The organism is Helicobacter macacae MIT 99-5501, from assembly GCF_000507845.1.
GTDB lineage: Bacteria > Campylobacterota > Campylobacteria > Campylobacterales > Helicobacteraceae > Helicobacter_B > Helicobacter_B macacae.
On record NZ_KI669454.1, the window covers coordinates 1,062,584 to 1,082,946 of the forward strand.

A 20,363-nucleotide genomic window follows, 5' to 3' on the forward strand; every position below is an offset into this window, starting at 1 on the left:
CGCAAAATCACTTAAAGGCATAATATGCAACTAGATAATTTCACAAAAAATCTCTCTGTCCTGCAAAGCATAGACCCAGCACTTTTTTGCGCGCTAACAAACTGCAAGCCAAATGAAAAATATGAAGTGTTTATGGATAGCGACCCTGCTAATTATAATATTATCGATAAAGGCGACACAGATAAAAATCCAAGCAAAAACCCAAATGAGATTTTGGATAAACACACACAAAGCAATATAACTCAAAATGATTCTGCGCTAAATAACCAAACCTCTGATAATCCAATCCCCAATAACCCCACCCCCAATAATCCCACTCCTATGTATCTCTCCAAACCCATAGATGAGATAATGCAAAAAAACACCGAGTTAGTAGGCTACTCATATTACCCGTTTTTGTATATTTATGGGCTTGGAAATGGCGTGCTACTAAAGCTACTTTTTAATGAACAACGACAGCGCATTGTCGTATTTGAGCCAGAATTGGAGGTTATTTTTATCGTGCTAAATCTGCTTGATTTCTCAAGCGAACTACAAAGTCAAAAGCTAGTGATTATCCACTCTAAGCAGGCAAATTATATTCGTATAGATTCTCTATTTGATAGCAACAAATACGCTAGAATCTTTGTAAAAACCTATGATTTGCTACTTTCGTGCAACTATTATGAAAAATACCAAGATGATATTTTGCGCATAAATGGTTATTTTATCAAAGCCATTGAGCAAGCCGTAGTGAGTGTAGGAAATGATGCAAAAGATTCTCTAGTAGGAATTTTGCATCACATAATAAACCTACCAGATGCCCTGCGCTCGCCAAATGTCGATGCGCTATATAGCGCACTGCGCGGTAGAGATACGGCTATCATCATATCCACAGGTCCTAGCCTACACAAGCAGCTTCCATTGCTAAAATCTATTACACCTTATGCGACTTTGCTTTGCATTGATGCGAGCTTCCCTATCCTATATAAGCACGGCATAAAGCCAGACATTGTAATAAGCCTAGAGCGCGTAAAAGAAAGTGCTAAATTTTACACTGATACACCAAAGATTGCCCAAGAGGGCGTGATATTTGCACTTACTTCTATCGTGCATAGCGATACCAAAAACGCCATAACAAAAGGCGTAAAGCAATTTAGCTTCCGTCCATTTGGCTACACGAGCCTTTTTGAATTTCACGAGTATGGTTATCTAGGTGTGGGAATGAGCGCGGCAAATATGGCGTATGAAATCGCTAGGGGAGCGAAATTTAAGCGGTGTGTGTTTATCGGGCAGGATTTGGCTTTTGGCGATGATGGAAACACACACTCACAAGATGCGATATATGGCACAAAAGAGAGGCAATACAAGCAAGAGGGCATAATGATACCCAAATACGGCGGTGGAGGCGAGGTAGAAACTAGCAAGGTTTGGAAGCTGTTTTTGCATTTTTTTGAAAAAGACATAGCCCACACGCAAGGTATGGAAGTGATAAACTCCACAGAGGGCGGCGCACGCATACACGGCACAAAAGAAATCCCCTTTGCCAAAGTATGCGAAATGATAAAATCTAGCCCAAAATCTAGCCTAAATCTAACCCCTCCAAGCCAAAAGATAAGCCAAAAAAATATAATCCTAGCTTACAAAAAATGCCTAGATATAATCAACTACGGCACAAAGCAAAAAAAGCGCATAGAGAGGTTGTTTTTGCGACTTGTAAAAGAGCTAGAAAAGGTAGAAAAGCTAAACAAAAAAGGACAGCTAGATAGGATAGATTTTGATAAATTAAGTGATTTGAGCGAACAGCTAGAGGGGATAAAATCCCTCTTTAGTGAGCTAAAATTTACCAACTATTTTTTGGACGCGATTCAGTCTTACATTTTTCATCAAGAGCTAGACATAGCCAAAGTCGTGGCGACATACACCCAAGATGATGACGCGCTAAAAGCAAAGCAACTAGAGTGGTTGTATTATCATAAGTATTGGCTTTTTTCGCTTGCAGGTGGGATAGACTGCGTGATAGAATCCATAAAGCGTGGGCTAGGGCAGTGGAGTGAGGAGGATAATGCTATACTAAAAAAAGCAGGTGTGAAAATACTAGAAATACAATCAAGCGCGAAATCTAGCGATTAGCTTTGGTGCAAAAATCATAAGGTAACGCAATCACTAAAAACAATCCATTTTGCAAATGTGGCAATTTAACACACCTATACAAATTTAATCAAAGCTAGTAGCAATCCTGCGATAGTGAGCCGTGCAGTGATGAGCCATTTAACAAATCATATTTAGATTCTAGTATTTTTAGCTCTAGCTTCTTAGTGTCATCTCTAGCAAGCGCAATTTTATCTAAAACCACGCGCCGTATTTGAGTGAGAGGGCGTTAGAAAATCCTTGCAAGGATTGCCTAGAAAATCCGCCTACAAAGTAGATTCCGCCATAGCCTAAGGTTAGCTCGTGGTTTTTGTGTATGCTCCACACAAAGTTCAAATCCAAATTTGCATAAGCAATCGGTAGATTTATATCGCCCTTGCTTTGCAAGTTCGCTATGGTGAAGCTCGCTTTTTGAGTGTTTAGGATATTATACTTGCCACCAAGTAGCCAAAACATTCTAAAGCTCCCGCTTTTACCAAAACTTTTGATTCCTCGCAAAGATAAATTTATCTGTGGGAAATGCCAAAGATGAATGGGATAATCCTCATTTGCTTGGTTTATAAATTCTTTATTTAGATGAAAACTTGGCAATATTAGCAAATCATAGCTTATCCCTAGCTCTGGGGCGATATAGCTAGCGGCTTTTTCTTGATAAAAAGCTGTGCCTATCCTTGCATCTGCGCCAAATCCGTAGTTAAAAGATTGTGTTTTTAGCGCACCTGCATAAGTGCTTGTCTCAAAAAATGGCACACTCATATCGCCCCTTAAGATTCCTTTGAAATAAAATTCTCTCAAACTTTTGCTTCTTAGTGCTTTTGAGTTGAAATAAGTCGCACCGACTTGGACACTATGGGTTTGTAGATTTATGTTTTGGGTGTATACATCTGCTAGAGTGTAGGAGTATTCATAGCCTAGATAGCCACCCAAGATTCCTTTTTGTCCTAGATTTTTTTGCACTCCTCCTATGCCTCCTCCTACAAATTCGTGCGCCCTAGATACGCTTGCATCGCTAAAGTAGCTATGCCCACCATAAGGCGCAAAAAATCCTATATGATTTTTGTTTTTCTCATAAGATAAAAATTTTTTCTCTAGTCTTGCTTTGCCTCTTGTTTGTCTTGAGGTTGTGGCAAGTTTGCGCATCTGTGGAGCATATCTTGGTGGTGCACCCGGTGGAGTTCTAGCAGAGGGTTGCTCATAGATTTTGGGCTGATTTGCCTTGCTAGGTGTGGAGCGGAAGTTTTTTTTCATAAGAGAATCTAGCACATTTGACACCATTGTATTTTTGCGCATATAGCTTAGGGTTATGGTTTTTAGGATAGTAATCCCATAAGAGCTAGCCACATCAGCTTCTAGACTAAATCCCGCTGTGCTTGCAGGGATTAGCCTGATTCCGGGAGTTGGGGTTAGGCTATCAAAGTTTGGCGTTACGCCCTTGCCACCTGCAATAATTTTGCTATACTCATATATATCGCCTACTTTTGCCCCACTGCCACTCTCGCCTATACCCACTCCTACGATGATTCCACCTTTTGTGATACTAGAGACATTTATCCCATCGCCATTTAGATAGATATGCTCTACGGGAGTTCTTGGGATTCCTGTGTAGCCTTGATTTCTAAAAGTATGTTGCGTTTTTGTTCCCCAAGTTGTCCCATCGCTAGAGATAGCAATCGTCCATTTGTTTATGTTTAGGTTATTGATATTGCCATTTAGATGATAGCCGAAGTTTAGCCCGATTTGTCCGTCATTTATATTCATAGTGTTTATGGTTTGTTTTGCTGTCCCACCGCCAGAGGTGTTTTCAAAGTAGGGGATTATCCCGCCATTTAGATTTAGCGTGTTTATCATTCCACCTGCGTGGTTTAGTGATAGTTGCCCACCGCTATTTATAGTGATAGTAGATACAGTGCCACCATTTACGGTGTAGTTTGTGATATTTCCACCGCTATTTACTTCTACTAGACGCACAGTGCCGCTATTTGTGGTAAGTGTGCCGATATTGCCACCTCTATCGACATATAGAGAATCCGCATTCCATTGCTTGGATGGGACATAGCTAGTGATATGCTCATCTGCTGCGTGTGCTATGACACCTAGCCCAAGCATTGCTACAAAAAGCATTGCTACAAAAGCGTAAGCAAATCCCCCCCCCCATTTATGTATCATCATATTTGCAATTTTTGTAGCTACTGATACGCTAGAAGACATATATTTATAAGGTTTTTCAAAATTACAAACTAATGAATGTTTCATCATATTCTCCTTAAAAATTACTTAAAAACTAGCATTATATAATAAAATTTATCAAAAACCACCAAAACACGCCAAAATCGTGGATTTTGCGCTTTGTCTTTGAAGCAAACACGATAGCCGCAAAACAAAATCATCTAACAAGCAAAAATAAATGTGTAAAATTGACACTTTAATGAGAATTTCTACACGCAAATTCCATAAGGTTAAGTTTTTTTTTATCACTTTTGGTTATAATCTAGCTCGTTTAGCAATGGCTTAGATTGGCTTAGACATTGCTAGGAGCGACACTAAAACAACAACTAAAAAGCACCAAACAAAAGGAATATAAATGCCATTAGATGAAAATTTGCAAAATCTAGATTCTACCCTAGATAATTTTACCAATAACTTGACTTATATAGGACTTAAGCCAGAATTTAGTGATTTGCTAACAAATGATATAGCTTCATCACACGCGTATTTTGGTGTGTTTGTGCTGTTTGTGTTTAGCTTTATTGCGTTTAACTACACGCTAAAAATCCAGCGATTTATCTCACGCAAGCTCGCTACAAAATCCCGCGACAAACTAAAACTAGCCCCTTATGAGTGCGGACCCACTCCACTAAAGCAACCAACCAAAATCCCTCATCAGTTTTTTATCATCGCATTGCTTTTTGTGCTTTTTGACATTGAAGTTGTGTTTATGATTCCTTGGGCGGTGGTGTATAAAGAGGCTTTGGGAAATGGCTTTGGTGTGCTACTTTTTATAGAGATGATAAGTTTTATAATTTTGCTTGTCATCGGGCTAGTGTATGCGTGGAAAAAGGGTGCTTTGCAGTGGCACACTTCAAGTCAATCAAGCCAACCATTTAAGTGGAATCCACAAAATCAGCAAACTAGCATTAGCTCTAGCATAAAAGAAGCTACTCAAGGGGGGAATCTATGAATCCTACTATTTCTACGCATTCTGCTTTCACACATTCCACACGCTCCACACATTCTGCGCATTTTGCGCAAGCCATCAAAGCTCCAGCGCATTTCAACCCTATGACGCCGCTGCGTGATGCTAGCTTGCCAATCGCACTAACCACGATTGATAAGCTACTAAATTGGGGGAGGAGTAATTCTCTTTGGCCACTTACCTATGGGCTTGCTTGCTGTGCGATAGAGATGATGGCGACAGGGGGAAGTCGCTTTGATTTTGATAGATTTGGCACGATATTTCGGGCTAGTCCTAGACAAAGTGATGTGATGATTATCGCAGGCACACTTACCAAAAAGCACGCCGAATACACTCGCAGACTATATGACCAAATGCCAGAGCCAAAGTGGGTTATTTCTATGGGTAGTTGCGCGAACACAGGCGGAATGTTTAACACCTATGCTACCGTGCAAGGAGTAGATAGAATCATACCTGTGGATATTTACTTGCCCGGGTGTGCCCCGCGTCCAGAGACTTTGCAATACGCCCTCTTGGTGCTTCAGCGCAAAATCCGCTCAAACAAGGCAGCCCCACAAAGCCTAAAAAACCCTAGACGCGTGATTTAGCTTAAAGCCTTTATAGAGATTTTATTTTTAGATTTTTATTCTAGGAAAGACAATGCCACAAAATACTTATCAGTCCACCGACACCACTTGCCAAAGCACTCACACAGCCACTTGCCACAAACCTCACAAAGATGTCCAAAGACACTCTTATCATACTCCTAGATTTTATCAGCCAGCCCTCACACCAAAAGCCGCGATAGAGGGTAGCGCGTGGGAAGTGATATACAATCATATCAGCTATTTTCACAAAGTGGATTTAGCTTATGTCGAGCTAGGCTGTGCGGTGCTGTGGATAGAATCAAGCGATATTTTACCTGTTTTGACTAGACTAAAATCTCTAGGCTATGAGACTTTGAGTGAAATGAGTGCGATAGATAAACTAGCTTTGGAAAAAGATGAGAGTGGCGCAGATAAAAGTAGCGGGCAATTTGAGCTATTTTATCAGCTTCACGCGTTAAATTCTAGCTTCAAAGACAAGCGCAGAATCCGCATAAAATGCGCTATCAATGAGGGAGAACAAGTAGATTCTATCCACTCGCTTTTTTCTCTAGCACTTTGGAGTGAGCGTGAAGCGTATGATATGTTTGGGATAAGGTTTAGAAACCACCCCAATCTATCACGACTACTTATGCCGCGCGATTGGGTGGGACACCCGCTTTTGCGCTCATATCCTTTGCAGGGAGATGAATATGCTAGCTGGTATGAGGTGGATAAAATCTTTGGCAAAGAGTATAGAGAAGTCATCGGCGCAGAGCAGCGTGATAGTGCTAGAATCGATGAAAGTGAGGTGAGAAACTTCGCTAGAATCGATGAGCTAGGAGAGCAGAGCGACCCGCTATATATAGAAGCGTCCAAGTCGCTATTTGTGCGAAATATCTCCAAAGAGAAAAAAGAGATTTTAAGCAAAAGAAAATAAAATCTAGCAAAAACAATCCTAAGAGAGAATAGTGAAAGAAAAATATTTTAAGGAAACAAAATGGCACAAATCTATACACGACTAAAACCACAATTTGAAAACATAGCGTTTGAAAAGCGCGATGATAACTCTATGGTGCTAAATTTTGGACCACAGCACCCTAGCACACACGGACAGCTACGACTTGTCCTAGAGCTAGATGGCGAGCAAGTCAAAAAAGCCCACCCAGAAATCGGCTATCTCCACAGAGGCATAGAAAAGCTCGCTGAAAATATGATATACAACGAATTTATGCCAACAACTGATAGGCTTGATTATATCGCTGCAAGTAGCAACAATTATGCGTTCGCACTCGGTGTGGAGCGACTTATCGGGCTAGAAGTCCCGCGCAAAGCTCAAGTGATACGAACCACGATTTTGGAGCTAAATCGTATCATTTCGCATATCTTTTTTATCGCCGTGCACGCTATGGATGTGGGTGCACTCTCACTATTTCTCTATGCGTTTAAAACGCGTGAATACGGACTTGACTTAATGGAGGATTATTGCGGTGCTAGACTTACGCACAATGCTATCCGCATAGGTGGAGTGCCACTAGATTTTCCACAAGGCTGGCTAGAAAATCTAGCAGCGTTTCTAAAAGAAGTGCAAAAAAGCGTAGAGCTTTTTGAGGGATTGCTAGATAACAATCGCATTTGGAGGGCTAGGCTTGAGGGCGTGGGCGTGATAGATGCAGATAGGGCAAAATCTTGGGGGGCAAGCGGGATAATGCTTCGCGCCACAGGGATAAAATACGACATTCGCAAGGAAGAGCCTTATGAACTATATGATGAGTTGGATTTCTGCGTGCCTGTGGGGCATAATGGCGATAGCTATGATAGATATAGGCTATATATGCTTGAGATTAGAGAATCTTGCAAGATTTTAGAGCAGCTCATTGCGCTATATCCCTCTGCTTCTAAGCAGTGTGAGAATTTACGCGGTGGTGGACTTTTGGCAGATGCACCTAGCTTTATCTCTGCTCCCAAAGAAGAGATAATGACACAAAACTATTCGCTAATGCAGCATTTTGTGCTTGTTACGCAGGGTATGCGACCACCAAAAGGCGAAGTGTATGTCCCCACAGAATCCCCTCGTGGCGAGCTAGGATTTTTTATCCACTCTTTGGGCAACCCATACCCACAGCGCGTAAAAATCAAAACTCCTAGCTTTGCTCACACTGCCTTACTGCAAGAAATGCTCGTGGGGGAATATATCGCAGATATTGTTACCATAGTTGGCTCGTGCAATGCGATATTTGGCGAAGTAGACAGATAAAAACAAAAAGGAAGTAAAATGAAGCGGTTTGATTTGCGACATTTAGGAGCGGATTTTTATACCAAGATGGGCGAAATCCTAGAATCTCGCTTGCAAAATGGCGAAGTTGGGATTTTGCTTTTTGAGCTAGGCGAGTTTAGCAATGTCGCAAAAAGCGCGGAGTTTGCCCAAAAAAATGGCTGTGAGATTCTAAACTCGGTGCGATTTAATCACTGCGATTGGACGCTTGTAGTGAGAAAAGGCTCAAATCTTGTAAGCCAATCAGATAGCGCGGACTTAGCAAGTCAAGCATAAATAACGGACGATACGAGGTAGTAAGGTAGTGAAATCCCGCAGACAAGTCATCATTATTTTGGGTGCTATGCCACACGAAGTCGAAGCTATGGTTGCTTCAAACACCTTAGTGCCAAAATCTAGTTTGGTGCAAAAAATCATTTTGCACCCCATAGCTGACACGCGCTATGATGATTCCACTTTGCAAATCCAATACGAAATCGGCACGGAGCTAGGAGTAGCCACACTGCTAGCAAAAGCGATTTTGGCAAAAGTTGTTTTGCACATTTCGGGGGCAGAGCTAGATTTTGCTACAAATGTTTTAAAAAGATTTTCTAGCTTTGATTTTGGGTATATCTCTAGCGAGTCCTCACTAAGCGAGGAGGAGCTAGAAAACATTGTGCAAGATTGTGAGGAAGCGCAAAAATGCTGCATCTTTCTAGGAAATGCGTTTGCTTACCACAAAGACAAAGAGCTGATTTATGAGGTTGTGAGATTGCTTAGCAAGGTAGCAGACATACCAATCATTGCAAATAATAATGCACTTGATATGCCAGATTTAGCTTTTTTGGATAGGTTAGAATCTAGCTTGGAAGATTTGCCAGAGAGTAATGGTGCGTTTGTGTATTTCACGCCAAATGCCCTAGATATTGGGGATTATAGGATTTATGCCACAAAGCAGTTTTTAGCCCTAGCCAAAAGCAAAAATGGCGATAAAATCACGCTAAAAAATCAAAATATGCCTTATGAAAATATATCTTATGAAGTGGTAGAAGTGCCATATTTGCGCGGTGTAGTGGGTGTGGCACAAGGTGTTAGTCAAAGTGCTAGTATGGACTTCTATCCATTTAACACATTGCAAAGTGTGAGAATCTAAACAACCACAAAAACCACAAAACAATAGCTAAAACACAACAAAAAGGAGAAAATATGAGCCAAGCAAATCTAGGGCAAAACTCGCAAGAAACTTCCCAAAATCTAATCACTATAAAAATCAACAATCAAACCTTGCAATGCGAGGAGGGCGATAGCATCATCGAAGTGGCTCGCGCAAATGGCATATTTATCCCTACGATTTGCTATCTATCTGGCTGCTCTCCAACCCTTGCTTGCAAAATGTGTATGGGCGAAAATGCGGAGGGCAAACGCGTATATACTTGCAACACAAAAGCAAAAGACGGCTTAGAGATTTTCACCGATACGCCATCAATTCGGCGTGAGAGAGAAATGATAATGCAAACCTATGATGTCAATCACCCGCTAGAATGTGGCGTGTGCGACAAAAGCGGGGAGTGCGAACTGCAAAATCTAACCCTCTACACAAAAGTATCTCATCAAGATTTTGCCCTGCCTGATGATGAAAAGCACTCCAAATTTTGGGCACAAGCCGAGTATGACCCAAATCTTTGTATCGTATGTGAGAGATGTGTAACCACTTGTAAAGACAACATAGGCGAATCAAAGCTAAAAGCAAACAAAGCCGAGCTGCACTCCCCCGATGAGTATAAAGATAAAATGGAAAAAGACCCATATAGCGTGTGGAGCAAAAAGCAAAAATCCCTAATCGAATTTGTAGGAGAGACACCCTGCCTAGATTGTGGCGAGTGCATAGCAGTGTGTCCTGTGGGTGCGCTCACTTACAAAGATTTTAGCTACACAGCAAATGCGTGGGAGCTAAAGTCTATCCCAAGCACTTGCACGCATTGCGCAGCAGGCTGTCAAGTCATCTATGAAAAGCGGCATTGCGACATAGAGGGCAAAAGCAAAATCTATCGCGTAAAAAATGACTTTCACTTCGCACCGATTTGTGGGGCAGCTAGGTTTGGGTTTGGCTTGCGCTCACATTTTGATGAGAGCAAAGAAGCGATTGGCACTCACTTAAATGAAGTGCTAGAAAACGCTCTAGAAGCATTACAAAAAGCCAAATCCATACACATAGGCTCACAAGCCACCAACGAAGAAGCCCTAATCACTCAAAATCTAGCCACACATTTTGGGCTAAAAATCTACAATGCTGAGGCTTACGCATATCAAAGACTTATAGGCAAACTTCCGCTAAATCATAGCTTGCAAGAGCTAAAAAGTTCTAGCGTGATTATCGCGCTTGGTGCGAGCGTAAGATTACATATCCCACAGCTCCAATACGCCATAAACAACACTATTCGTATCCAAAAGGGAGTGAAGTTTTTTTATGTAAATCCTATTTTTGATACTTTGCTTGCTAGCTTTTCTCGCTCGGTAGAGAGCATAAGCTATGGCGCGGATTGTGAGGGGGAAGCACTGCTAGGCTTACTTTTTGCTCTGCAAGAAGCGTGCAAAGTAGACGAAAAAGATGTGTGCAAAGATTTTGGTGCGAAGTTTGCAAACGAGATTGCAAATGAAAATGATAGTGTCGCAGGCGAGGTGGCAAATGCACTAAAGCACATAAAAAGCACACAGCAAGAAATCCAAATAAACAAAGAGCAAGATAGGCAAGAATCTAGCACAGATTCTACTCAAGCACAGCAAAGCACAGATTCTAGCACTCCACCTAGCGCAGAGTCAAGCGCACAATCTAGCCCACCAAAAATCATCTATCAAGCATTACAAGAAGCGGGCATAGAGCTAGATGATTTTGCCAAAATCGCCACCGCCCTGCTAGGAACACTATCAAGTGAAAAATCTAGCTTTTGTGGTGCTAGCTTGGTGGTGGGCTCTGAAGTGCTAAATGCGATATTGAGAGAATCTAGCGAGCAATCTAGCCTAATAGTAGAAATCTTAAGTTTGCTAGAAAAATTTGGCTTAAAAGTCTTTGTAATCCCAAATGGTGCAAATGTCGCAGGAATCGCAAGAATTTGCACGCTAGAAGCACCACAAACAACAAACGCGCTAAAAGACTCCATAGGAATCCGCGCTAATGGGGAGTGGGTGTGGGATAGCTATTTTTGTGATGATGAGGGACATATTGCACAATATCGTGGCAAAGACACAGATGACAAAACCACAAAGCCACATTTGATTTTACCCTCTTTTTCGCAGATGAATGCTAGCATTACCAACTATGAAAGCCGAGTTTTGCCGATAAATCGCGTGCTAGATTTTGCGGGATTTGATTTGAGTGATATTGCCAAATTTGTAGCAAGCAAAGATAGGAATTTTGCCCTAAGCTACGCGGTGTGTGAGAATCTAGCAGGATATATTTTGGAGCTACCAAAAGATAAAGGCTATCAGGCAATCTTGCATAGCTCACTAAAAAATCACTACACTCAAAGTGGCGAGGACAAAAGGGGCTACGCACTAGAATCTATAAGCGATTTTAGTGATTTAAAACGCGTTTTTTCTAGTGATTTATCTAGCACACAAGAGACAAATGCAAAAGCCAAAAATCCACAAAAAGCAAAAACTAAAAAGATAAGCGAGTTTAACGCTTATCTTTCATTTCCTCAAAATCTATTTGATACCCAAACTGTGCTAGATAAAAATATGCAGCAACAAGATGGATTCTACACTTCTAGGGAGTATTTTGAGGAGCTGGGCTTAAAAGAGGGAGAAGAGATTTGCCTAAGAATAAAAAGTATAGATGAAGCACAAGATTTTGGCAAAATCAAAGCGCGGGCATATATTGATTATGGGCTTTCTCAAAAGATTTGGCTTATTAGCCCCTATCTTTTTTCTAGGGAAGTTTTGGCTAGAGATACTTTTGCAGAAACAATCTCTAGCAATTATTTGAGTGCGACACTTATAAAGTAGGCAAAATATGAGATATGCTAAAGACGCAAAAATTACCTTATTGGCACAAAAACATAAGCTAATTCCAAAGCGTAATCTAAAGCAAAAATCAAAAGGCGAATAAAAGCGAAATATCTTAAGGAAAATTAAGGAGCAAAAATGAGTGGCTTTGTCATTGAAACGATTGTAAAGATTCTAGTAGTGGTGCTAGTATTTTCGTTTTTGGGTGGGTTTGGCACATATATTGAGCGCAAAGTGCTAGCGAGATTTCAGCGCAGACTTGGACCTAGCTATGTGGGACCTTTTGGGTTGCTACAATTCCTAGCTGATGGGGTAAAACTCTTTACCAAAGAAGATATTTGCCCTCAAGGCGCAAATCGCTTGATATTTATGCTAGCACCTGTCATAGCAATGATGAGCGCGTTTATCGCTATGGCTCCTATTCCGTTTTTTGGAGATATAGAGATTTTTGGGCTAACGATTTCGCCTATCATTTCAGATATAAATGTCGGGTTATTGTTTTTCCTCTCTGTGGGCGCAGTGGGGATATACGCTCCACTTCTAGCAGGGCTATCAAGCGGCTCAAAGTATTCACTTCTAGGAGCGGCTAGGGCGTGCGTGCAGTTGCTTAGCTTTGAGGTTGTATCCGTGCTTAGCGTGCTACCTCCGCTTATGCTTGTAGGCTCACTATCTTTGGTAGCTATGAATGACTACCAAGCGGGTGGATTTTTTGATTGGCTGATTTTTAAGCAACCACTAGCTTTTATCATATTTTTGGTAGCAAGCTATGCCGAGCTAAACCGCACGCCATTTGATTTGCTAGAGCACGAAGCCGAGATTGTCGCAGGATTTTGCACGGAGTATAGTGGGCTTAAATGGGGAATGTTTTTTGTAGCAGAATACGCACATTTATTTGCCTTTGCGTTTGTGATTTCGCTTATATTTTGCGGTGGATATGCCCCGCTGTGGTTTATCCCCGGTGGGCTAGCTATCGTGCTAAAGGTTTGCTTTTTTGTATTTTTGGCTATGTGGGCTAGGGCGACATTCCCACACATTCGCCCCGACCAGCTGATGAGTATGTGTTGGAAAGTATTGCTTCCACTTGCGTTATTAAACTTAGCCATTACAGGCGTTATAATGTTGCTATAATTACAAAGTTAGGAGAATCTAAATGAATAAAAACTACGCGCTAATACCTCACAACAAACCACCCAAAAGCGCGTTTGGTGCGTTTGCAAAAAGTGTAAAAAGAATATGCGGACTTGACTTGCTAAAGGGGCTTGGACTTACGCTAAAAGAGTTTGTATCCACTCCTGCGACTATCCACTATCCAGCCCAAGTGATTCCATTTTCTCCACGCTACCGCGCAGTTCATAGCTTGCAGCGATTGCTAGAATCAGGTAATGAGCGGTGTATCGGCTGTGGGCTATGCGAAAAAATCTGCACAAGCAACTGCATACGAATCATCACACACAGAGGGGAGGACAATCGCAAAAAAATTGATTCTTATAGTATCAACTTAGGTCGTTGCATATTTTGCGGACTTTGCGCGGAGGTGTGCCCAGAGCTAGCTATCGTTATGGGACAGAGATTTGAAAACACAAGCGAGGCTAGAGCGCAGTTTGCTACCAAAAACGAATTGCTTGTAAGCAAGGAGGAAGCTAGAGCGCATTCTTTGGTAGAATTTAGTGGATTTGGCAGTATCTCACAAGGTGCAGATAAACGGCTAAAAGGCACGCCCGTAGCGTTTGATTTGCCAAGTAATGAATCAAGTAGCAATCCAAATGGAGAACCAAACGGAGTGGATTCCACTTTGGATAATAAAAATTCGCTATTATCTAGCACAGATTTAGCCCAAAATCCACAAGCCCCAAAAGGAGATGACTAATGTTTGAAGCCGTTGCTTTTTATCTTTTTGCGTTTTTGACACTTAGTGCGTTTTTTGCAGTCATCTCTACAAACAACCTCCTTTATGCCCTAACCGCCCTTGCAAGCGGAATGATTTTTATCTCAAGCTTCTTTTTTATCTTGGGTGCGGAGTTTTTGGGTGTGGTGCAAATCGCTGTATATACAGGTGCAGTTATAGTTATGTATGCTTTTGGGCTTATGTTTTTAGACATTTCACAGGGCATAAAAGAGCATTACAATGGGCAAATGAGGATTTGCATAATGGTGCTTATGATAGCGTTTTTGCTACTAGCACTTTTTGCTTTTCCTATCTACCACCAAAATGTATTATTAGAAAAATCCACTATTATCATAAATGAACCAAATACATTTGGTATCGGCAGAGTGCTTTTTAGCAAATACTTAATCGCATTTGAAATCACAGGTGTGCTACTTCTAGTCGCCCTTATCGGTGGTGTAGCACTCGGTCTAAAAGACAATCTAAACGCGCTTATCCACTCCAATGCCCTAGCACAAATAAAAGAAAACATAGAAGCAAATCTAAAGAGCAAATCTAACTCGCAAGATTCTGCCAAAAAGGCAAAATCCACCCCAAAATCTACCAAAATCCCAAAATCTTAAAAAGGAGAAAACTAATGGAATCAATATCTACACATTTTGGCACTTATCTAAACATTCATCATTTTTTATTCCTTGCTACGCTTATTTTTGCGCTAGGGCTTTTTGGTATGCTTAGACGCAAAAATATCCTTATGCTATTTCTCTCAAGCGAAATAATGCTAAATGGACTAAATATCGCTCTAGTCGCGCTTGGTAGAATGTTTGGCGATGCAAATGGCGAGATTTTCGCACTTTTTGTCATCGCTATCGCTGCTAGCGAAGTGGCTATCGGGCTTGGGCTAGTGCTACTGTGGTATCGCAGTGGTATAAGCGGCTCAAAATCCCTTGATATTGATACGCTAAATAAAATGAGGGGGTAAAATGCAAAATTTTGAAAATCTAGCACTGCTTTTAGTCGCGCTATTTGCGCCACTATGTGGGTGTGTGTTTGCCGCGCTATTTTCTGCAAGCAAACCAAAGCTAGCACTTGGCGTGATAAATTCACTTTTTGTGGGGTTATCTTTTGTGGCAAGCGCGATACTGCTATATCAAGTGTGTGGCTTAGCACGATTTGGAGATTCTCATTTGGCAGAATCTAGCTTGGTAGATTCTTATACGCTAGTAAATATCTCACTTTTTGAATGGCTAGTTTTGGGAAATTTTGGAGTGGATTTTAGCTTTAGCTTAGATAGGATTAGTGCGGTTATGATTTTTGCCATTTCGCTAGTTTCTATGCTTGTGCATATCTACTCTATCGGCTATATGAAAGATGACAAAGGTTTTAATCGCTATTTTAGCTTCCTAAGTGGCTTTGTGTTTTCAATGATGTTTTTGGTGCTAAGTGATAATTTTTTGGGACTTTTTGTCGGCTGGGAGGGGGTGGGCGTTTGCTCGTATTTACTCATTGGATTTTGGTATCAAAAAGCAAGTGCAAATTTTGCAAGTATAGAAGCATTTATTAGCAATCGTATTGCGGATTTGGGAATGCTACTTGGCATATTTTTGATTTTTTATGCCTTTGGTTCGCTTGAATATGAAGTGGTGTTTGGAAGCATTGATGAGAGTGAGATAAGTCAAAAGATTTTGCTTTTTGTGGGGATTTTGCTTTTTATAGGAGCTATGGGGAAATCTGCGCAGTTTCCATTCCATACTTGGCTTGCAAATGCTATGGAGGGTCCCACACCTGTATCCGCGCTTATCCACGCTGCGACTATGGTAACTGCGGGTGTGTATCTTGTGATTCGAGCAAATCCTTTGTATAGCGAGATTCCACATTTTGGCGAGATTATCGCATATCTTGGGACATTTGTAGCGATTTTTGCAGCTTCTATGGCGGTGGTAAATAACGATTTAAAGCGCATTATCGCTTATTCTACACTATCCCAACTTGGCTATATGTTTGTGGCTGCTGGGCTTGGGGCTTACTCAATCGCTCTTTTTCATCTCTTTACTCACGCGTTTTTCAAATCGCTACTTTTCTTGGGTGCTGGCAATGTAATGCACGCAATGCACGATGAACTAAATATCAAAAAAATGGGGAATCTAGCCCGCCCGCTAAAATACACGATGATTTTTATGCTTATTGGCAATCTTGCGCTGTGTGGGATTCCACCCTTTGCAGGATATTTTTCTAAAGATTTGATTTTGGAATTTAGCTTTAGCGCAGAGTATAAAATCTTGTGGATTTTGCTCGTGTTTGGGGCATTTCTCACAGCGTTTTATAGCTTTAGATTGTTTATGTTGGTTTTCTTTTGCAAGGGTTCATCTTGCGATTTGGCACACGACTCATCGCATAATCTTTCTTGTGATTCATTGAATAATTTGCCTAGCCACTCTACCCCGCACGAAGCAAGCTCCCTTATGCTTCTTTCAATGCTTCCACTTGCGATTTTGGCTATCATTGCTGGGTTTTTTAATACTAGCTTTTTTGCCCTGCTTTCTCAAGCGATTCCCTTTGAAATGCCACACGGGGATTTAAGCGAAGAGATTTTGGCACTTATCGCACTTGGTGTGAGCGCGTTTGGGATTATCTTTGCGATTTTGCGATATGCGAAAAAATCATCAAAGATTTCACAAAACACCACACAAGAATCCACTCACAAAAACCCTAACAACTTGCTTTATGATTTGCTATCAAATCAATACTATATCCCCAAAATCTATGAGTGGATTTTTGTCAAAGGATTTTCTAAGCTATGTGATTTTGTAGCGTGCAAAATCGAAAAAGGAATTATGCTAAAAATCATTAGCCTACTTGAGAGATTTTTGGTATTTCTTAGCAAGATTCTCTCACTGCTACAAAACGGCTCGCTTAGTAGTTCGCTTAGACTTATGAGCTTTGGTGTGCTACTACTGCTATGCAGTGTGGTATTTTTATTTATTGGAGGTAGATAATGGAATATTTACTATCCGTGATTATTGCTTTTCCGCTGATTGCAAGTGTGATAGGATTTAATCTCGAAGAGAGAGTGGCAAAAATCTTTGGCGTGGTGGCAAGTGCTATTGAGCTAGTGCTGGTTCTTGGGCTTTGGGTAGGGTTTGACTCCTCAAGTCCGCAGTTGCAGTTTGAGCACTATTTCGTGCTAGTAGAATCGCTTGGGATTCATTATCATATAGGGGTTGATGGGATTTCGCTATTTTTGGTGGTGCTAAGTGGGATTGTGGTGTTTTTGTGTGCGATATATATGGCAGAACGCATCTTGCCAAATCATTTCATCGCTTCGCTACTTGCGCTAGAGGGCATACTTATGGGCGTATTTAGCGCACAAAATGTGTTGCTGTTTTATGTTTTTTGGGAGATTTCACTTTTGCCACTGCTATATATGATAGGTGTGTGGGGAAGCGCAGAGAAAAAAGAAAATATCAAAGCCGCACTTACATTTTTCCTATATACATTTTTTGCCTCTCTTATTATGCTACTAGGCATTATTTATTACGCGTATTTGTTTTTCTTACACAATCGATTTTGGAGTTTTGAGCTTAGTGATTGGTATGCCTTTAGTTTGCCTAGTGAGTATCAGTGCTTGCTATTTTTGGCGTTTTTCTTTGCTATCGCAGTAAAAATCCCTATGATTCCATTTCATTCTTGGCTACCAAAGGCTTATGGCAATGCCCCGACTATCGGCACGATTTTGCTTTCAGCACTATTGCTAAAAATGGGAACTTACGCGCTTGTGAGATTTAGCGTGCCGTTATTTCCTGATGCTAGCGTGGATTTACAGCTACTTGTGCTGGCACTTGGGCTAGTGATGATAATCTATGGTGGGCTAGTAGCTTATGCCCAAAAAGACATAAAACAAGTGATAGCATATAGCTCTATCTCACATATGGGCGTGGTGGTGCTTGGCGTGTTTTCTTTTAGTGTGATTGGGGTAGGGGGAGCGGTGTTTATGATGTTTGCTCACGGCGTGGTAAGTGCTATGCTATTTATGCTTGTGGGGATTATCGAGGATAGATACGCAAAAAATTGTGCCCTGATAGATTTTGCGTCTATTGATGAAGCAAAGCTAAACAAAGCAAGACTAGAGGGGAGAAAAATCGCAAATCTTGGTGGGCTAGCTTCTATCGCTCCTGTGCTTTGTGGAATCTTTGGCGTGGCGATGATGGCAAATGTGGGATTGCCTCTTAGCATAGGATTTGTAGGGGAGTTTTTTAGCTTGCTTGGGGTGTTTGAGCATTATCCTATCATTGCTTTTCTTGGTGGGCTCACTATCATCATTTCTGGAGCTTATATGCTAGTGTTGTATAAAAAAATCTTTTTTGGCGAGATAAAAAACCAAAATCTTACTAACTTCAAAGATATAGATTCTTCTCAAAAGGGCATTATGGCGGTGTTTGTGGTGCTAGTGATATTTTTTGGTGTCTATCCTAAGCCAATCCTAAAGCCCATAGAAACAAGCTCCCAATCCATCCTCCAAATCGCCTATGAGCGCACTCATAACGATAAAAGCAAGGAGCGCATAGAATACAGCCTCTATCCATATTCGCGCAAAGCAGAGATAATCCCAACTATACCAAGTGATATTTTGCAGCTACAAGAGGAGGTTATTTTACGAGAGTCTAGCGATATAGACGCGCTAAATCAATCCATACAATCAAGCGAAAATATAGAATCTAGCCTAGATTTTGCACCAAGTCCCACAAACCCAACAAATCTCACAAACACACCGAGTGTAGCAAACCCAAGTGCGACAAAATCTGTAAATGGAGAAAACAAATGAGTTTAGATATTTTTGAACTAAAAGTGTATGCGATTTTGCCTGTGCTGATTTTGCTATGCGGTGCGCTTTGTTTGCTTCTTATCAATGTCTTTTCTAGCGTGTTTTCACGCGGGCTAAATGTCGCTTTAAGTGTGCTATTTTTGGGTGTTAGCTCGATTTTTAGTCTAAACTTAAAAGTAGGAAGTAGCTTTTTTGGGCTTATCAATATCAATGGGATTAGCATTTTAGGGCAATTTAGTATGGAGATTTGCGCACTTATTTTTATCGTGCTTTTTGGTGCAAATGCAGGGGCAAACGCATTGCAAAAACTAGAATGCAAAGAGTTTTTTGACAAGTCGTTTTTTTCCAAAGAATTTTATCCGCTATTTTTGTTGATGATTGCTGGCTTTGATATTATGGTTTCAAGCACGCATTTAGTGGTGATTTTGCTTGGGCTAGAGATAGGCTCGCTATCATTGTGTGTGCTTATCGCGCTAAATGGTAGGAGCAAGGGAATCGAAGCGGGGATTAAGTATTTTGTGATGGGCGTGCTTGCTAGTGTGTTTTTCATCTTTGGGGTGGTGTGCTTGTATTTTGCGTGTGCGAGTATGGATATTGCCCATATCCACGATATGCTACTAGATGACAAATACACCTCTGTGTTTGCGCTTTTTGGTGGACTTGTGTTTATACTCTCTGCCATAGCTTTCAAAGCCTCTGCCGTGCCGTTTCATAGCTGGATGCCCGATATTTATGAGGGCTCAAATTCTATTATGGCAGGCGTGGTTTCTATTATCCCCAAAATCGCAGCCTTTAGCGTGGCTATCACACTACTTGGTGCGTTTTTGAAAGTGGGGATTATTTGGCTAGAATCTGCTATGTATGTTTTGGTGGTTTTGACTATCACGCTACCAAATATCGCCGCACTTATCCAAAACGATGTCAAGCGAATGCTTGCCTTTAGCTCGATTTCTCATAGTGGATTTGTGCTAGCTTGCGTGATGATAGGCACACAAATAAGCCTAAGTGCTTTGTATTTGTATTGGTTTATGTTTATTATCACAAATGTAGGGACATTTGGACTACTTTGGCTAAAAGAGCTAAAATCTCCACTAAAATCCTCGCTAAATTCGCAAGATTCTAGCGCGTATTTTGATTCTAGTAAAGCCAAAGGCGTTTGTAGTGAGACTAGCGAGAAACTAAACTGCAAATGTGCAAAAATCGCTAGTAAAATACAATCCCTAGTAAAAACTTCAGCAAAAACACCTTATGACATTCCTTTTAGTGCGTTTAATGGACTTGTGCGCACTTCCCCGCTAAAAGCATTTTTGGGTGCGATTTTTATGCTTTCTTTGGCAGGGATTCCACCTTTTGGTGTTTTTTGGGGCAAACTTTTGGCGATTATGAGTGCGTATAGTGGAGGATTTGTAGGGCTTGCGCTTATAATGATGATAAATAGTGCGATTGCTGGATTTTATTATTTGCGCTTAGTTGTGGCGATGTTTTTGCTAGATTCTAAAGATGCTAGTGCA

General features: G+C 41.0%; 14 protein-coding genes and 3 pseudogenes. 15 read left to right on the forward strand and 2 right to left on the reverse strand.

Annotated elements, in window-relative coordinates; translation table 11 throughout:
* Positions 1-24: 24 nt before the first annotated feature.
* Positions 25-2,112, forward strand: a complete 2,088-nt coding sequence (locus tag HMPREF2086_RS04670; protein WP_023927610.1) for a motility associated factor glycosyltransferase family protein — start codon at positions 25-27, stop codon at positions 2,110-2,112.
* A 94-nt stretch (positions 2,113-2,206) separates the two neighbouring features.
* Here HMPREF2086_RS04670 and HMPREF2086_RS12355 read toward each other — a convergent pair whose 3' ends face one another.
* Positions 2,207-2,335, reverse strand: coding sequence for a hypothetical protein (locus tag HMPREF2086_RS12355; RefSeq protein WP_267902075.1), 129 nt, complete (start codon positions 2,333-2,335; stop codon positions 2,207-2,209).
* Positions 2,326-4,383, reverse strand: coding sequence for a hypothetical protein (locus HMPREF2086_RS04675; protein WP_023927611.1), 2,058 nt, complete (start codon positions 4,381-4,383; stop codon positions 2,326-2,328). The genes HMPREF2086_RS12355 and HMPREF2086_RS04675 overlap by 10 nt, the downstream gene beginning before the upstream one ends.
* Before the next feature lie 424 nt (positions 4,384-4,807).
* Here HMPREF2086_RS04675 and HMPREF2086_RS11175 point away from each other — a divergent pair.
* The 14 genes and pseudogenes from HMPREF2086_RS11175 to HMPREF2086_RS04745 form a co-directional block, all read left to right on the forward strand.
* A pseudogene (locus tag HMPREF2086_RS11175) lies at positions 4,808-5,203 on the forward strand (NAD(P)H-quinone oxidoreductase subunit 3); the annotation flags it as partial.
* A gap of 206 nt (positions 5,204-5,409) precedes the next feature.
* On the forward strand, positions 5,410-5,910 hold the full coding sequence (locus HMPREF2086_RS04685; RefSeq protein WP_034561064.1) for a NuoB/complex I 20 kDa subunit family protein: 501 nt from the start codon (positions 5,410-5,412) through the stop codon (positions 5,908-5,910).
* 52 nt (positions 5,911-5,962) lie between these two features.
* Positions 5,963-6,826, forward strand: coding sequence for an NADH-quinone oxidoreductase subunit C (locus HMPREF2086_RS04690; protein WP_023927614.1), 864 nt, complete (start codon positions 5,963-5,965; stop codon positions 6,824-6,826).
* Between the two features lie 60 nt (positions 6,827-6,886).
* Positions 6,887-8,143: an NADH dehydrogenase (quinone) subunit D gene (gene nuoD, locus HMPREF2086_RS04695; protein WP_023927615.1), complete on the forward strand. Its 1,257-nt coding sequence runs from the start codon at positions 6,887-6,889 to the stop codon at positions 8,141-8,143.
* Positions 8,144-8,161: 18 nt separating this feature from the next.
* Positions 8,162-8,437 (forward strand): NADH-ubiquinone oxidoreductase subunit E family protein, encoded by a 276-nt coding sequence (locus HMPREF2086_RS04700; RefSeq protein ID WP_023927616.1) that lies wholly within the window; start codon positions 8,162-8,164, stop codon positions 8,435-8,437.
* Positions 8,438-8,465: 28 nt separating this feature from the next.
* Positions 8,466-9,293 carry a hypothetical protein gene (locus tag HMPREF2086_RS04705; protein ID WP_023927617.1) on the forward strand — a complete coding sequence of 276 codons (828 nt, stop codon included), beginning with the start codon at positions 8,466-8,468 and terminating at the stop codon, positions 9,291-9,293.
* A 53-nt stretch (positions 9,294-9,346) separates the two neighbouring features.
* Entirely contained in the window at positions 9,347-12,145 is a 2,799-nt protein-coding gene (locus HMPREF2086_RS04710; RefSeq protein WP_023927618.1) for an NADH-quinone oxidoreductase subunit G, read from the forward strand.
* 138 nt (positions 12,146-12,283) lie between these two features.
* Positions 12,284-13,273, forward strand: a complete 990-nt coding sequence (gene nuoH / locus HMPREF2086_RS04715) for an NADH-quinone oxidoreductase subunit NuoH (RefSeq protein ID WP_023927619.1) — start codon at positions 12,284-12,286, stop codon at positions 13,271-13,273.
* Between the two features lie 22 nt (positions 13,274-13,295).
* Positions 13,296-14,012 (forward strand): NADH-quinone oxidoreductase subunit NuoI, encoded by a 717-nt coding sequence (gene nuoI, locus HMPREF2086_RS04720; RefSeq protein WP_023927620.1) that lies wholly within the window; start codon positions 13,296-13,298, stop codon positions 14,010-14,012.
* Positions 14,012-14,506: pseudogene (locus tag HMPREF2086_RS04725) on the forward strand (NADH-quinone oxidoreductase subunit J); the annotation flags it as partial. The gene nuoI and the pseudogene HMPREF2086_RS04725, both read left to right, overlap by 1 nt.
* Before the next feature lie 161 nt (positions 14,507-14,667).
* The gene (gene nuoK, locus HMPREF2086_RS04730; RefSeq protein ID WP_023927622.1) at positions 14,668-15,012 is read left to right on the forward strand and encodes an NADH-quinone oxidoreductase subunit NuoK; all 345 of its coding nucleotides are present in this window, start codon (positions 14,668-14,670) and stop codon (positions 15,010-15,012) included.
* Position 15,013: 1 nt separating this feature from the next.
* Positions 15,014-17,026: an NADH-quinone oxidoreductase subunit L gene (gene nuoL / locus HMPREF2086_RS04735; protein WP_023927623.1), complete on the forward strand. Its 2,013-nt coding sequence runs from the start codon at positions 15,014-15,016 to the stop codon at positions 17,024-17,026.
* The gene (locus HMPREF2086_RS04740; protein ID WP_023927624.1) at positions 17,026-18,852 is read left to right on the forward strand and encodes an NADH-quinone oxidoreductase subunit M; all 1,827 of its coding nucleotides are present in this window, start codon (positions 17,026-17,028) and stop codon (positions 18,850-18,852) included. Before nuoL ends, HMPREF2086_RS04740 begins: the two co-directional genes overlap by 1 nt.
* Positions 18,849-20,336, forward strand: a pseudogene (locus HMPREF2086_RS04745) (NADH-quinone oxidoreductase subunit N); the annotation flags it as partial. The gene HMPREF2086_RS04740 and the pseudogene HMPREF2086_RS04745, both read left to right, overlap by 4 nt.
* Between the last annotated feature and the right edge of the window lie 27 nt (positions 20,337-20,363).